15 protein-coding genes are annotated in these 13,747 nt (G+C 53.7%); 13 read left to right on the forward strand and 2 right to left on the reverse strand.

The genetic code is table 11. The features are described from left to right. Window positions 1-81 precede the first annotated feature (81 nt). The 13 genes from ACT53C_RS05710 to ACT53C_RS05770 all read left to right on the forward strand — a co-directional run bounded on the left by ACT53C_RS05710 (window position 82) and on the right by ACT53C_RS05770 (window position 11,467). Window positions 82-816: a 16S rRNA (uracil(1498)-N(3))-methyltransferase gene (locus ACT53C_RS05710; RefSeq protein ID WP_476145230.1), complete on the forward strand. Its 735-nt coding sequence runs from the start codon at window positions 82-84 to the stop codon at window positions 814-816. Window positions 817-857: 41 nt separating this feature from the next. Further along, window positions 858-1,325 (forward strand): nuclear transport factor 2 family protein, encoded by a 468-nt coding sequence (locus tag ACT53C_RS05715; RefSeq protein ID WP_338656395.1) that lies wholly within the window; start codon window positions 858-860, stop codon window positions 1,323-1,325. An 8-nt stretch (window positions 1,326-1,333) separates the two neighbouring features. Then, complete coding sequence (locus ACT53C_RS05720) at window positions 1,334-2,263, forward strand: AEC family transporter (protein WP_476145231.1); 930 nt, start codon at window positions 1,334-1,336, stop codon at window positions 2,261-2,263. 162 nt (window positions 2,264-2,425) lie between these two features. After that, window positions 2,426-3,598 carry a cyclopropane fatty acyl phospholipid synthase gene (gene cfa, locus ACT53C_RS05725; RefSeq protein ID WP_313988651.1) on the forward strand — a complete coding sequence of 391 codons (1,173 nt, stop codon included), beginning with the start codon at window positions 2,426-2,428 and terminating at the stop codon, window positions 3,596-3,598. A gap of 316 nt (window positions 3,599-3,914) precedes the next feature. Beyond that, window positions 3,915-5,483, forward strand: a complete 1,569-nt coding sequence (gene argA / locus ACT53C_RS05730; protein WP_194749211.1) for an amino-acid N-acetyltransferase — start codon at window positions 3,915-3,917, stop codon at window positions 5,481-5,483. A 160-nt stretch (window positions 5,484-5,643) separates the two neighbouring features. Continuing rightward, window positions 5,644-6,486, forward strand: a complete 843-nt coding sequence (locus tag ACT53C_RS05735) for a Tim44 domain-containing protein (RefSeq protein ID WP_476145232.1) — start codon at window positions 5,644-5,646, stop codon at window positions 6,484-6,486. Window positions 6,487-6,621: 135 nt separating this feature from the next. After that, window positions 6,622-7,503, forward strand: a complete 882-nt coding sequence (gene argB / locus ACT53C_RS05740) for an acetylglutamate kinase (protein ID WP_379073761.1) — start codon at window positions 6,622-6,624, stop codon at window positions 7,501-7,503. Window positions 7,504-7,536: 33 nt separating this feature from the next. Further along, window positions 7,537-8,154 (forward strand): glutathione S-transferase family protein, encoded by a 618-nt coding sequence (locus ACT53C_RS05745; protein WP_476145233.1) that lies wholly within the window; start codon window positions 7,537-7,539, stop codon window positions 8,152-8,154. Window positions 8,155-8,169: 15 nt separating this feature from the next. Continuing rightward, complete coding sequence (locus ACT53C_RS05750) at window positions 8,170-8,835, forward strand: pyrimidine 5'-nucleotidase (protein WP_476145234.1); 666 nt, start codon at window positions 8,170-8,172, stop codon at window positions 8,833-8,835. Between the two features lie 58 nt (window positions 8,836-8,893). Next, window positions 8,894-9,487: a nucleoid occlusion factor SlmA gene (slmA, locus tag ACT53C_RS05755; protein WP_275356568.1), complete on the forward strand. Its 594-nt coding sequence runs from the start codon at window positions 8,894-8,896 to the stop codon at window positions 9,485-9,487. 22 nt (window positions 9,488-9,509) lie between these two features. After that, window positions 9,510-9,734, forward strand: a complete 225-nt coding sequence (locus tag ACT53C_RS05760; protein WP_194749205.1) for a DUF2788 domain-containing protein — start codon at window positions 9,510-9,512, stop codon at window positions 9,732-9,734. 76 nt (window positions 9,735-9,810) lie between these two features. Then, a complete protein-coding gene (locus ACT53C_RS05765) occupies window positions 9,811-10,458 on the forward strand; it encodes an SGNH/GDSL hydrolase family protein (RefSeq protein ID WP_476145235.1) in 648 nt (215 codons plus the stop codon). 67 nt (window positions 10,459-10,525) lie between these two features. After that, entirely contained in the window at window positions 10,526-11,467 is a 942-nt protein-coding gene (locus ACT53C_RS05770) for a sensor domain-containing diguanylate cyclase (RefSeq protein ID WP_476145236.1), read from the forward strand. Window positions 11,468-11,489: 22 nt separating this feature from the next. On the opposite strand, the gene ACT53C_RS05775 is transcribed toward ACT53C_RS05770, so the two are convergent. Together ACT53C_RS05775 and ACT53C_RS05780 are read right to left on the reverse strand one after the other, a co-directional pair. After that, window positions 11,490-12,707, reverse strand: a complete 1,218-nt coding sequence (locus ACT53C_RS05775) for a multifunctional CCA addition/repair protein (protein WP_476145237.1) — start codon at window positions 12,705-12,707, stop codon at window positions 11,490-11,492. Between the two features lie 21 nt (window positions 12,708-12,728). Next, window positions 12,729-13,688, reverse strand: coding sequence for a complex I NDUFA9 subunit family protein (locus ACT53C_RS05780; protein WP_338656382.1), 960 nt, complete (start codon window positions 13,686-13,688; stop codon window positions 12,729-12,731). Window positions 13,689-13,747 lie beyond the last annotated feature (59 nt).

A 13,747-nucleotide genomic window follows, 5' to 3' on the forward strand; every position in this document is an offset into this window, starting at 1 on the left:
TTATGGTACGTGATTAAGACGCCAAGGTGAATCTTGTCACCACCGTGCCCGCACACAGGCATTTTGGTTACAATGCCAGTCATGAGTAATTTACGATTTCATAGCCCGGCTGCATTGACTGTGGGCCAATCCGTCCCACTCAGTGATAACGCCATGGCGCATGCGGTCAGGGTTATGCGGCTCAAAGTAGGCGACACGTTGATTTTGTTTTGTGGGGATGGTTTTGACTATCTCTGCGCGCTGACGCAGGTCGAGAAAAAATCCGCTACCGTTGAAGTCCTCAGCCGCACACAGGTCAGCAATGAATCGCCACTGAATATCCGCCTGCTACAAGGCATCTCTAGCGGCGACCGCATGGATTACACCATCCAGAAAGCGGTGGAACTGGGTGTGCGCGAAATTTTCCCGTTAAGTACCGAGCGCTGCGTGACCAAACTCAGTGGCGACCGCGCCGAAAAGCGCGTCGAACATTGGCAAGGCGTGGCAATCGCCGCCTGCGAGCAAAGTGGCCGCGCCATAATTCCTTTAGTACATGCGCCTCTCACGCTTGCACAATGGCTGAGCCAGCACGCGACCGCTGACAGCCTTAACCTGTTATTGAATCCTGTCGGTGCACAAAGGCTGGCATCACTAAACCCGCCAAAAAACGCCATTCATTTATTAATTGGCCCGGAAGGCGGCCTGAGTGCGGCAGAAATTGCGCTCGCTTCGCAACATCACTTCCAGTCTATCGTGCTTGGCCCACGGATTTTACGTACTGAAACCGCAGCATTGACTGCCATGAGCGTGATGCAGTCACTGTGGGGAGACTTTTAAGCAGGTCTGACACTGCGCACTTAGCAACCCAAGGAGCTTCTATGGAAACCCGCCCACCCTTACCGCCCTTTACCCTGGAAACTGCCATGCAAAAAGTACGCATGGCCGAAGATGCCTGGAACAGCCGCGACCCGGATCGCGTGATCCAGGTCTACACGGAAGATACGGTTTGGCGTAACCGTGCCGAGTTTCCGGTGGGGCGTGCAGAGGTGCATCAGTTTTTAACGCGCAAATGGGCGCGCGAACTGGATTACCGTTTGATCAAGGAAATCTGGGCGTTTCTGGATAACAAGATTGCTGTGCGCTTTGCCTACGAATGGCACGACGACGCTGGCAATTGGTATCGCAGCTACGGTAATGAAAACTGGATGTTTAACGACGCCGGGCTGATGATGCAGCGCCACGCCAGTATTAACGACCTGCCGATTAAAGAAGCAGACCGCAAATTCTTCTGGCCCCTGGGCAGACGCCCGGATGAGCACCCCGGACTGACCGCGCTCGGTTTATAAGGCGGCACATGTTTCAAGTCATGCTGCAAATGGCCTTGCTGATTCTGGCAGGCATGCTCTGGCAACGGTGGGCGCCCTCGCACATCACCGCCCTGTCGCACCGTCGTGCGCTGACAGATCTGGTGTTTTATGTGCTATTGCCAGCCTTGGTGCTCAATATCTTATGGCAAGCACCGTTTGATTTGAGTGCAGTCAAAATTGCGCTGACTGCCGTGTGCCGCTTGACGGTCGCGGCCTCGTGCATGTGGCTGGTACTGCAATTATTGCAGCGCCTGATGACCGTGACCCGTGCCCAGCAAGGCGCATTGATGCTGGCGGCCACCTTCCCGAACGCGACCTACCTTGGACTACCGGTGACCAGCGAGGTATTGGGCGACTGGACGCATGAGATCGTGCTCAAGTTTGACCTGTTTGCCTGTACGCCCATCTTGCTCAGCCTGGGCATGCTCATGGCGCAACATTTTGGCCATGCAGAACAACGCTCGCACCCGCTCAAGGAACTCATGCGCGTGCCACCGCTATGGGCCTTGCTCTTGGCGGCCATCCTCAATCTGTGCCACATTCCGCAACCGGTCATGGTTGCACATGCCTTGCATACCCTGGCGGGCGGCGTGGTGCCCCTGATGCTGATTGCACTGGGCATGAGCATCCGCTGGGATACTTTTAAACTGAAATTCATGCCCTTGTTATTGCCCGTGTGTGCGATTGGCCTGTGCGTCGCACCGCTGGTGACCTGGTGCTTTGCACAATGGCTGGGCATCTCGGGTGACACCCTGACTGCATGCATTTTGCTGGCTGCCATGCCGACCATGGTATTTGGCATTATCATCTGCGAGCGCTATCACCTGGATGGCGCACTGTATGCCGCGGCCGTGTTCTTGAGCACCCTGCTCAGCATCGCCAGCCTGTCAGTATGGTTTGCAGCATTGCAGCCCTGACAGCAACCGCTTTAGCTCGTTAAAACCATCCTGCCCGACGGAATCTTTGCCGTCAAATCTGTCATACGTCATATGACGAGTTGTCTGCAAGCGCAACTGTTTTTATGATGCAATCCATCAGTCATGCCTACGTGAAGTGTTATTAGGGATTATCAAACGATCATGCCGAAAACCACGACCAACCATTACCTCAGTGCGCATCCCGCGCCACCGGATACGCTGGCCAGTTTGCTGGCGGGCGCCGGGATCACGATTAACGGCAACGCGCCCTGGGATATCCAGGTGTATGAAGAAAGCGTCTACCGCGATGTGTTGACCAAAGGCTCGCTCGGACTGGGACAGGCGTTTATCGAGGGCCGCTGGGGCTGCAACCGGCTGGACGAGTTTTTCCATCGCGTCATGCGGGCGGACCTGGATGAAAAAATGGGCGGGACGGCCAGACTCAAATTATTGGCTGAGATCATTCGTCATACCCTGTTTAACCTGCAAGCGCCGCACCGGGCTTATCAGGTTGCACAGCAACACTACGATATTGGCAATGATGTGTTTGAAGCCATGCTGGATTCGAGCATGAGTTACTCTTGCGGCTACTGGCAACATGCGCAAACGCTGGAAGAAGCCCAGCGTCACAAGCTGGATATGATTTGCCAAAAGCTGGATTTGCAACCCGGCGACCGCGTGCTGGAAATCGGCTGTGGCTGGGGCGGGCTGGCCAAGCATATGGCACAACACTATGGGGTGCAGGTGCTCGGCATCACGGTGTCAGTTGAGCAACAGGCCTTAGCCAGAGAACGTTGTGCAGGATTGCCGGTGGATATCCAGCTCAAGGACTACCGAGAGTTGCATGGTCAATTCGACAAAATTGTCTCGGTTGGCATGTTTGAGCATGTGGGCCAAAAGAACTACGAAACGTATTTTGCCACCGCACAGCGCTTGCTTAAGGATAACGGGCTGTTTTTGTTGCATACCATCGGCAATCATAAAACCGCCTTGCATACCGACGCCTGGATAGACCGCTATATTTTTCCGAATGGCAAATTGCCCTCGGCCAGCGAAATCACTGGGGCGATTGAAGAAAAGTTTTTAATTGAAGACTGGCATAACTTCGGACCAGATTATGACCGCACCCTGATGGCCTGGTGGGACAAATTCAACCGTGCCTGGCCTGAATTGCAGTTTAAGTATGATGAAAGTTTTTACCGGATGTGGAAATACTACCTGATGTGTTGTGCAGGCTATTTCCGCGCCCGGCAAGGGCAACTCTGGCAGCTGGTATTGAGCAAACGGCAGAGCAACCGTGTGTATCGCTCAATCCGCCCGCAGCCAGTCAGTTGATGTTGACGTAGTCTCTCTGTGTTCTTGACCTTAATATGACGGCCTTGGCCGTCATTTTTTTATGTGCCGTTCCCCTTGAATATCTACAAACACAAAAATTTTTAAGCGCCGATACACGCCGATGAGCGCGGACTGCCCTGCTAACATTCTGCTGATTTTGAAACTGCGCGCGCTTTGCTTACGCTAAAAACTCACACCGGGTCTCGCCTGATCGGCATTTATCTGCTTTCATCGGCGAAAAATCAACACCCCAATATTTGCAATAAAAACCATTTTTATTTATTATTTTGCAAATTAACCTTAAATTAAACGCAAAATGCTAGGCTCAAACATCAGGGAATTGCGTAAATCGCAAAATTTAACCTTGCAGCAACTGGCTGCCCGCATGGGCACAGATGCCAGCAATTTATCGCGCATTGAACGCGGCGAGATTGGCATCTCTGAAGCCCTGCTGCGCGCCGCCGCACAGGCGCTGCATACCACGCCTGGCCGGCTCTATGATGCCAACCTGACCCCCGTCTCGCTGACCAACACGCCACCCGCCATCCTTTCTAGCACGAATAGCAAAGAGTTTGTGCATTGGTTTCGCTCTGCGGCGCCTTATATACACGCCTTTGGCGGCAGCACCTTTGTCATTGCATTTGGCGGAGAAGTCGTCAGTGAACAACAGTTTGTGGCGCTTTCGCACGACCTCAACCTGCTGGCCAGCCTAGAAGTCAGACTGGTATTAGTTCATGGTGCCCGGCCACAAATTGAGCAACGCCTGAAACGTGACCACCTCACCCCAAAACTGCATAACGGCTTGCGGATCACCGATGATGCCGCCATGGAGGCGGTAAAAGAAGCCAATGGTGCCATCCGGGTAGAGATTGAATCGCTGTTATCCATGGGCATTGCCAACTCGCCGATGGCAGGCAGCGACATCCGTGTTGCCAGTGGTAATTTTGTCACCGCCAAACCCTTGGGCGTACGCGACGGTGTGGATCTGCAACATACCGGCGAAGTGCGCAAGATTGATGCGGTCGGCATCCAGAAACGGCTGGACGATGGTGAGATGGTGTTGCTGTCGCCCATGGGTTACTCCCCCACCGGCGAGACCTTTAACCTGACCCTGGAAGATGTCGCGGTGAGTGCCGCGATTGCGCTGGATGCAGAAAAACTGATTTTCCTGATGGACTCAGAAGGGATCCAGAATCTGCGCGGCGAATTGTTGCGCGAAATGACCTCGGCCAAGGCGCGCAACCTGCTACGTAACGTGCAGGAAAGTGATGAGCCGATTTTCTATTCCGAGGACGTCAATTATTACCTGCCCGCCGCCGTGCGTGCCTGCGAGCATGGCGTGGCCAGAACCCACCTGATCTCGCGCCACATTGATGGCGCCATTATTCAGGAGCTGTTTACGCGCCAGGGCATAGGCACCATGATCACTGAACTGTCACTGGAAACCATGCGCCAGGCCAATATCGAAGATGTAGGCGGCATTTTGCGGTTGATTGAACCCCTGGAGAATGAGGGCATTCTGGTGCGGCGCGGCCGCGAACGCATAGAGATGGAGATCAACTATTTTTATGTGATGGAACACGATAACCGCGTCATCGGTTGCGCGGCTTTATATCCGTTTCACGAGGAAAAAATGGTCGAGTTCGCCTGCCTGGCGATAGATCCCGCTTACCGTGGCGGTGGCCGCGGTGACAAGCTGTTTAACTTTTGTCAGCAGCAAGCCAGTCAAAAAGGCTTTAAACAGCTTTTCTGCCTGACCACCCGCACCGAGCACTGGTTTCTGGAGCGCGGCTTTAGCGAACAAAGCGTGGAGCAACTGCCGCAAGAGAAACTCAAGTTCTATAATTTCCAGCGCAAGTCCAAGGTATTTGTGAAACCTTTGTAAGGCCGCAGACCCTTTTATGGCCCCTAAAAAACAAACAATGGCCTTAGCTTCTTGAAATGCAACCATTTCATGCCCACTTACGTTACATTAGATATCCGATTGCCATGCAAGCGCTCTGGCAATCAAGCATTTATTTAAAACACATAAACAAAAGGAAAACATGAAACAGTTTTGGAAGCTATTGATGGTGTTGATGGTCTGCATGAGTTTGTTGTCTGGTGTGGCAGAGGCCAAGCGATTGGGCGGTGGCAGCAGTTTTGGTAAAAATCGGCCTGCGCCTGCCAAACAAATGCAACGTGCGCCGGAAGCGACGCCACAACCAGCCCCTGCGGCTGCACCACGTAACGGGATGAGCAAATGGATGGGACCATTGGCCGGTCTTGCCATTGGTGCCGGCTTGGCAACCCTGTTTTCACACGGCGGATTAGGCGATTTTGCCAATAATTTCAGCACATTATTGATGGTGGTTACAGGCTTTGCCTTGCTGATGTTTTTAGTGCGTCGCTTTAAAAATACGCAAGCCTCGCCGCCGCAATACGCCGGTGCCGGCGCAGGCGCACCATACGCCCCCGCCGGATTTCAATCTGAATCCGCATACAACGCCAGCGCTGCATCCACAATCAAAGCTGATATTCCTGCCGATTTTCCGGTGGATAGTTTTTTACGTGGTGCCAAAGCTTCATTTATTCGTCTGCAAGCCGCCAACGACCGCAAAGACATCCAAGACATTCGTGAATACACCACCCCTGAGGTCTATGCTGAAATCAGCCTGCAACTGCAAGAACGCGGCGATGCCCCACAAACAACCGAGGTATTGAATATTGATGCTGAGCTGATTGAGGTGGTCACTGAAGGCGCTTACACCATTGCCAGTGTGCGTTACTCGGGTCAGTTGCGCGAAAACAATGGTGCGATTGAACACATCAATGAAATCTGGCACTTGCAAAAATCGTTACAGCCAAGCAATGCGCCATGGTTATTGGCAGGGATTCAGCAAGCTTAAGCTGGATGATGCATCCAGATTAAGCCACCGGCTACCCTAAGTTCGCATGATGTGTAAGCGCTGTTTTTTTAATCAGTGCTTCACATTTCTGCGGTAAAATTCACGCTGTTTTGAACTCAATACGGACCTCCGATGATGCAACATGCCACTGCCTCGCAAAAGGCAAAAACCCTGTCCGAAGCGCTGCCCTACATCAAACGCTTTTTTGATAAAACCATCGTGATCAAATATGGCGGCAACGCCATGACGGACGACCGCCTCAAAGAATGTTTTGCGCAGGATGTGGTGCTGTTAAAACTGGTGGGCATGAACCCGGTGGTGGTGCATGGCGGCGGCCCGCAAATCAATGAAATGCTGGACAAGCTGGGCAAAAAAGGCGAATTCATTCAGGGCATGCGCGTCACCGACGAAGAAACCATGGACGTGGTGGAAATGGTGTTGGGGGGGCAGGTGAACAAGGAAATCGTGAACCTGATCAATCGCCATGGCGGCAAGGCTGTCGGCTTGACCGGCCAGGATGGTAACTTTATCCATGCACACAAACTGCTAATGGAAGACCTCAAAGACCCGAGCAAAATGATTGATGTCGGCCAGGTGGGCGAGATTTCCGGCATAGACCCCAGCATCATTACGTTTCTGGATAGCGGTGACTTTATCCCGGTCGTCGCGCCGATTGGAGTAGGCAAGGATGGCGAAACTTATAACATCAATGCCGATGTGGTGGCGGGCAAACTGGCTGAAATCCTTAATGCAGAAAAACTCATTTTGCTGACCAATACGCCAGGCGTGCTGGATAAAAATGGTCAGCTGCTGACCGGCCTGACACCCAAGCAAATCGATGACCTGGTAGAAGATGGCACACTGAGTGGCGGCATGTTGCCAAAAATCGGTTCTGCGCTAGATGCGGCGCGCAGTGGCGTCAAGTCTGTGCACATCATTGATGGCCGCGTGGAGCATGCCTTGCTGCTGGAAGTGTTGACCGACGAAGGCGTGGGCACGCTGATCAAGGCGAAATAGGCATTCAGCCACGCTCATCAGCAGTGCCCAACCATGGCTGAGATTATTTTATACAGCAACAAACTGTCGCGTGGCCGTGCCGTGCACTGGCTGCTCGAAGAGTTGGGCATTGCGTATCAGGCGGTGTGGCTGGACTTTGGTCCGGCCATGAAAAAAGCAGACTACCTGGCCATCAACCCCATGGGCAAAGTACCTGCCCTCCAGCATGGCGGGGCCGTGGTCACCGAGACGGCCGCGATCCTGACCTATCTGGCAGACACGTTTGCCGACAAGGGCTTGATTCCAGCCGCAGGCACCCCGGAAAGGGCCGCTTTTTACCGCTGGATGTTTTTTATCGCCGGTCCGCTGGAAGCGGCAACCACGGCTGAGTTTCTGGGCTGGCAAACGCCGGAAAAAACACCTTTGGGTACGCCTTGTCAGGCTTTTCTGGGCTTTGGCTCACTGACACTGACGCTAGATACCCTGGAATCGCATTTACGCCAGCATGCCTATGTGTGTGGCGACGAGTTCACCGCCGCCGATGTCTATCTGGCGACCCATCTGGCGTTTGGCATGCGTTACACCAAAGCCTATCCGCCGCGTGCCGTCTTTGACGACTACTTAAACCGCCTGCTGCACCGCCCGGCCAAATTGCGGGCAGATGCCCTTTAATCTGGCACGGCAGTGATGACGCGCAGGGTGTGGATTTTTGACCTGGACGACACCCTGCACAACGCCTCGGCGCACATCTTCCCGTTGATGAACCGGGCCATGACCCAATATATCCAGGATCACTTGCAACTGGATGAACCTGCAGCCTGCGCCTTGCGCCAGCATTACTGGCAGGTCTATGGCGCCACTCTCAAAGGGCTGATGCGCCACCACGGGGTCAACCCGCATCATTTTCTTGCAGAAACCCATGCCTTTCTGACGGACGAGATGGTGCATACCACCAAACAGCTCAGGCAATTATTGCAGCAACTGCCTGGACGTAAATGCGTCTTCACCAACGCGCCGCGTCACTATGCGTTGCGCGTGCTGCAAGTGCTGGGCATTGAGGATTGTTTTTCACTGGTCTTCAGTGTGGAATCCAGTCGCTTTCACGCCAAACCCAGCGTGCGCGGGTTTCAATTGCTGCTACGCCAGCTTAAATGCCGTGCGGCAGATTGCACCTTGTTTGAAGACAGCCTGCCCGCACTGATGACGGCCAAACGGCTGGGGATGCGCACGGTGTGGATCAGCCGCAAGTTACGCAAACCAAACTTTGTGCAATATAGGTTAGCGCATATGTTGGCGCTCACTCACAGTGGCCTGAAAAAAGGGCCGCTTTACATTCCCGCCGCCGGTGAATAAGGTTAAAATACGGGTCAAAATAACCACCTAACGATCAGGCTCAGGCTCCCACATCATTATGGCTACTATCAATAAAGAAGCACGCGCAAACCGTAAACAGCAAATTCTGGAAACCCTGGCAGGCATGCTGCAAACACCACGTGGCGAAAAAGTTACCACGGCAGCCCTGGCTGCCAAACTCGATGTTTCCGAGGCGGCACTTTACCGCCACTTTGCCAACAAGGCCAAAATGTTTGAGGGCCTGATCGAGTTTATTGAAAGCGCCTTGTTTGGTGTCATGAACAAAATCACCACCGACGAAACCGATGGCCTCAAGCAAGTACAGCTGATGCTGCAAACCATGCTCAAGTTTGCCGAGCGCAATCCCGGCATGTCACGGGTGTTGATTGGCGATGCCCTGGTCAATGAAGATGACGCCTTGCAATTACGTATCAACCAGTTGCTGGACAGGTTAGAAGCCAGCCTCAAGCAATCGTTGCGCATTGCCGAAGCTCAGGGTCACAAAATCAATGATGCCGGCACGGCGGCCAATACCATGATCAGTTTTGTGCTGGGCCGCTGGCATGCTTTTGCCAAAAGCGGATTCAAACGCAAACCGAGCGACAATCTTGAGCAACACTTGGCCCAGCTGATTACGGGCTGCCTGCAATAAGTTTCAACAGAAAGTATCACGGATGGAAACCACTATTTTTGGCATGAATGAAGCCCAACTCACCGAGTTTGGCATGTCCTGGGGCCTCGCGTTCCTCATGCTGTTTATTGTCTTTATTGTGGGCAACCTGGCCTGGAAATCCAAAGCGGGCAAAACCGGCACTTTTGCCTTGTTTCTGGCCCTGACGCTGGGGCTGGTCGGATTCCTGGCCAAATTTGCCATTCAGCACTATCTGAATATTCACTAGCTCAATATTCACCTGTTTTATCAAAACCAGCGTCTGCTTTATACTGCATGCTCCCTTGGTGAGGTGAGGTGAAGCAATGCAGCACATCCTGGTTTACTCAGACTCGTTAAGCTGGGGCATCATCCCCAATACCCGTCAGCGCCTGCCGTTTGAGCGGCGCTGGACTGGGGTCCTCGAAATCAGCCTGAGTCAAATGCAGCAACGCGTGCGCGTGATTGAAGATTGCCTGAATGGCAGGCGCACGGTGTTCGAAGACCCATTCAAACCCGGTCGCAACGGCCAGCAAGGCTTGGCGCAGCGTATCGAAATCCATTCGCCGCTGGCGCTGGTCATCCTCATGCTGGGCACCAATGACTTTCAGTCCATGCATCCGCACACCGCCTGGCACGCCGCGCAAGGCATGGCCAGCCTGGTCACCACCATACGGCAAGCCCCCATTGAACCAGGCATGCCTGTCCCCCAAGTCATGATCGTGGCGCCACCGCTCATCACTCAACCACAAGGACCGATTGCAGAAAAGTTTGCTGGCGCCGCACAAAAATGCCAGGGACTGGCCGCGGCTTACCGCGCAGTCAGCCAGGCGATGAATTGCCTGTTTGTCGATGCAGGGCGCATCGTCACCGCCAGTGAAATAGATGGCGTGCATCTGGATGCTCCACAACATCTGCAATTAGGGCAAGCCCTGGCCCATGAAGTGAACGCGGTTCTAGGGCAGCAAGCCTGAATTGGCTATTGCGACCCTGCTGTCCGTCCGCTACCCTTAATCAATTTATCACACCACCGTTTTCGCCATGGATCACGTACTGCCACCTCAAGATAACGATACTTATAAAACATTGCTGGAATCCACCAAAGCGATTCCATGGAAATTAGACTGGGCCTCCAAACGATTCACTTATATTGGCCCACAAATTGAGTCCTTACTCGGCTGGACACAGGACAGCTGGCAATCCGCAGAGGACTGGGCCGCACGCATGCACGAGGAAGACCGCGATCGGGTATTCAATTTTTGTATCTCGCAATCACTGCAAGGCCTGGATCATGAAGCCGACTACCGCGCACTGACGGCTGACGGTGGCTTTGTCTGGATACGCGATGTGGTACATGTGATCCGTGCTGCGAACGGTGAACCCGAGGCACTGATTGGCTTTATGTTTGATATCAGCGAACGCAAACAAACAGAACAACAATTACTGGATTTGCAAAAACAACTTGAAGTGCTGTCCTATCAGGATAGCCTGACTGGCGTCGCCAACCGCCGCATGTTTGACAGCGTGCTGGAAAAAGAATGGCTGGAAGCCAGCCGACATCAGCAGCCCTTGGCACTGATCATGATCGATATCGACTATTTCAAGCAATTCAATGATGTTTACGGGCATCTGAAAGGCGATGAGATACTCAAGCAAGTCTCCAGCCTCTTGTCTCATGCAGGCGTACGTGCAAACGATTTTTTTGCCAGATTTGGCGGCGAAGAGTTTGCCTGGATTTTACCGGAGACCGATCTTGTTTCCGCAGGCAAGATCGCTGAGCGTTGTCGCCATCTGATTTTCAAGGCACAGATTCCGCATGCGCACTCAGCCGTTAGTCAGCTGCTCACCATCAGTGTGGGGGTGGGCAGTATCATCCCCTCAGCAACAGACCAGATGAATGATTTTTTGGCGGATGTAGACAGACTGATGTATCACGCCAAGCATCAAGGCAGAAACCGGATAGTCTTGCAGGAAGAGGTTTAGACCCTAAACGGTCGCGGACTGGTTAATGCAGATGCATGGCCTGCTGGATGGCCTGTGTTCTGGCTTCCGCCACCGCTTGTTTGATCTGCACAGCTGACTGGCATTGTTTGGCAATCGCGCCCGCGTCTACGGTCAAGGCCGCCTGCAATGCGCGGCTCAGGTGCTCGGCATCCTCCAGCGGGCATTGCTCTAATCCCAGCCGGCCTCGGCTGTCACATTCACAGGCCTTGAGAAAATCCTCAAAACGGCTGCGCTGTCTGAATGCGTCCAGCTCCTCTAGAAAATGCAGCAGCGTACTTGCCTTCATTTGCCGCGCCGCATGCAATTTGCCGTGATATTTCGCCACCACCAGTGACAAATCCTTGCAATCATTGGGCACTTTCAGGCGGGCCACGACATCCCTAATCAGATCAACGCTGCGCAACTCATGGCCAATATGGCGCGGCAACACGTCAGCCGGCGTGGTGCCCTTGCCCAGATCATGGGTCAGAGCCGCAAAGCGTACAGGCAGGCTAAAGGCTTGCGTCGCAGCGTAATCAATCACCATCATGATATGGATGCCGGTGTCCACTTCAGGATGATAAGTGGCGGTTTGCGGTACACCCCACAAGCGGTCCAGCTCTGGGAAGATGATTTTCAAGGCGCCGCAAGCACGCAGCATCTCAAACATGCGGCTCGGTTGGGACTCCATGAGGCCTTTGGCGATCTCTTGCCAGACGCGCTCGGGCACCAGGGCATCCACCTCGCCTGCAGCGACCATCTCGCGCATCAGCAGCATGGTTTCAGGTGCCACAGTAAAATCGGTAAATCTGGCTAAAAAACGGGCAGCACGCAGGATTCTGACCGGATCTTCACTAAACGCGGCTGTCACATGCCGCAAGATTCTTTTTTCAATATCTGCCTGGCCACCGAACGGATCAATCAGTTGCCCCTCCGCGGTCTCGGCAATGGCATTCATGGTGAAGTCACGGCGAGCGAGATCTTCCTCCAAGGTCACGTCTGAATCGGCGTGAACACTAAAGCCCTTGTAGCCTTTGGCGGTTTTGCGCTCGGTACGCGCCAACGCGTACTCTTGCTGGGTCTGGGGATGTAAAAAAACCGGGAAATCCTTGCCGACTGCGCGGTAGCCTGCGGCCAGCATTTGTTCGGGGCTGGCACCCACCACCACATAGTCACGGTCTTTGACGGGCAGGCCGAGCAGGCTGTCCCGCACGGCGCCCCCTACCTGGTAAATCTGCATGACAGGCAGCCCTGTACGCAATCAACGTCTGGCGTTGATGACACGCCCAGCGGCCGCGCGGAACTGATCATAAGCCCCCCGCGGATTGTTTTTGACCAGATACCCGGAAATCACGGCGAACATATCCGTCGGGACCACACACAGTTCGTTGGCCATCGGTTGCTGGCACACATTATCGACCTGCATGGATTTGACGTTATCGCGTGAGATCAGCTTAATGGGCAACAGCTGCATAAAGCTGCCTTGCAGCAGAGACATGCGCAGGCTCAAGCCCAGGATGGGGCGCTGCACATGGATGGTTTTCATGACCGCCTCAATAATTTGCTGCAAGGTCATGATGGCGGGGCCACCCAGCTCATAAGTCTTGCCATAGGTCGCAGGTTCATCGACAGCATTCACCATGGCGGCAGCGACGTCTTCCACCCAGATTGGCTGGAACTTGGCATTGGGCATGGCCAGTGCCAAAACGGGAATCCATTGGATCAGCTTGGCAAACAGGTTGATAAAGCGGTCACGTGTGCCAAAAATGACTGAAGGCCGGAAGATAGTCACATGCAGTTTTTTGCTGAACGCCATGACGGCACTGTCCCCCGCGGCCTTGCTGCGCAAATATTCACTGGGGGCGCTGGCAGAAGCCTGCAGGGCGCTCATATGCAGCAAACGCTGAATCCCCAACGCTTCGCACAATTGCGCGACCTGGCGTGGAAACTGGTGATGCATTTTTTCAAAGGCGTTATCACGGGTTTGATGCAAGATACCAATCAGGTTAATCACCACATCACTGCCCTGCAATTGCGCCTTGAGGGCGGCGTGATCATGAATATCACACTCAACCACCTGCACATTAGGCAGCAAAATCAAGTGCTTGGCCTGCTCGCGACGCCGCGTCAGCACTTTGACTTGGTAACCGGCCTGATCTAGCCTGGCGACCACACTGCTACCAACAAAACCGCTACCACCCAACACTGTGACTGTCTTCATTTGCTTGTTCCTGATGCGTCTTGCGTTAACTGAGTTCGTATTTGCTTATTGTACCGAAA

Source organism: Methylophilus sp. DMC14 (genome assembly GCF_056314085.1).

What these genes read in the sequence shown, in the direction of transcription:
- ACT53C_RS05750 (WP_476145234.1), top strand. Translation starts at nt 8,170, where the DNA reads ATGACGCGCAGGGTGTGGATTTTTGACCTGGACGACACCCTGCACAAC.
- ACT53C_RS05760 (WP_194749205.1), top strand. Translation starts at nt 9,510, where the DNA reads ATGGAAACCACTATTTTTGGCATGAATGAAGCCCAACTCACCGAGTTT.
- ACT53C_RS05765 (WP_476145235.1), top strand. Translation starts at nt 9,811, where the DNA reads ATGCAGCACATCCTGGTTTACTCAGACTCGTTAAGCTGGGGCATCATC.
- ACT53C_RS05770 (WP_476145236.1), top strand. Translation starts at nt 10,526, where the DNA reads ATGGATCACGTACTGCCACCTCAAGATAACGATACTTATAAAACATTG.
- ACT53C_RS05745 (WP_476145233.1), top strand. Translation starts at nt 7,537, where the DNA reads ATGGCTGAGATTATTTTATACAGCAACAAACTGTCGCGTGGCCGTGCC.
- cfa (WP_313988651.1), top strand. Translation starts at nt 2,426, where the DNA reads ATGCCGAAAACCACGACCAACCATTACCTCAGTGCGCATCCCGCGCCA.
- ACT53C_RS05720 (WP_476145231.1), top strand. Translation starts at nt 1,334, where the DNA reads ATGTTTCAAGTCATGCTGCAAATGGCCTTGCTGATTCTGGCAGGCATG.
- ACT53C_RS05775 (WP_476145237.1), bottom strand. Translation starts at nt 12,707, where the DNA reads ATGCAGATTTACCAGGTAGGGGGCGCCGTGCGGGACAGCCTGCTCGGC.
- ACT53C_RS05710 (WP_476145230.1), top strand. Translation starts at nt 82, where the DNA reads ATGAGTAATTTACGATTTCATAGCCCGGCTGCATTGACTGTGGGCCAA.
- argB (WP_379073761.1), top strand. Translation starts at nt 6,622, where the DNA reads ATGCAACATGCCACTGCCTCGCAAAAGGCAAAAACCCTGTCCGAAGCG.
- ACT53C_RS05715 (WP_338656395.1), top strand. Translation starts at nt 858, where the DNA reads ATGGAAACCCGCCCACCCTTACCGCCCTTTACCCTGGAAACTGCCATG.
- argA (WP_194749211.1), top strand. Translation starts at nt 3,915, where the DNA reads ATGCTAGGCTCAAACATCAGGGAATTGCGTAAATCGCAAAATTTAACC.
- ACT53C_RS05780 (WP_338656382.1), bottom strand. Translation starts at nt 13,688, where the DNA reads ATGAAGACAGTCACAGTGTTGGGTGGTAGCGGTTTTGTTGGTAGCAGT.
- ACT53C_RS05735 (WP_476145232.1), top strand. Translation starts at nt 5,644, where the DNA reads ATGAAACAGTTTTGGAAGCTATTGATGGTGTTGATGGTCTGCATGAGT.
- slmA (WP_275356568.1), top strand. Translation starts at nt 8,894, where the DNA reads ATGGCTACTATCAATAAAGAAGCACGCGCAAACCGTAAACAGCAAATT.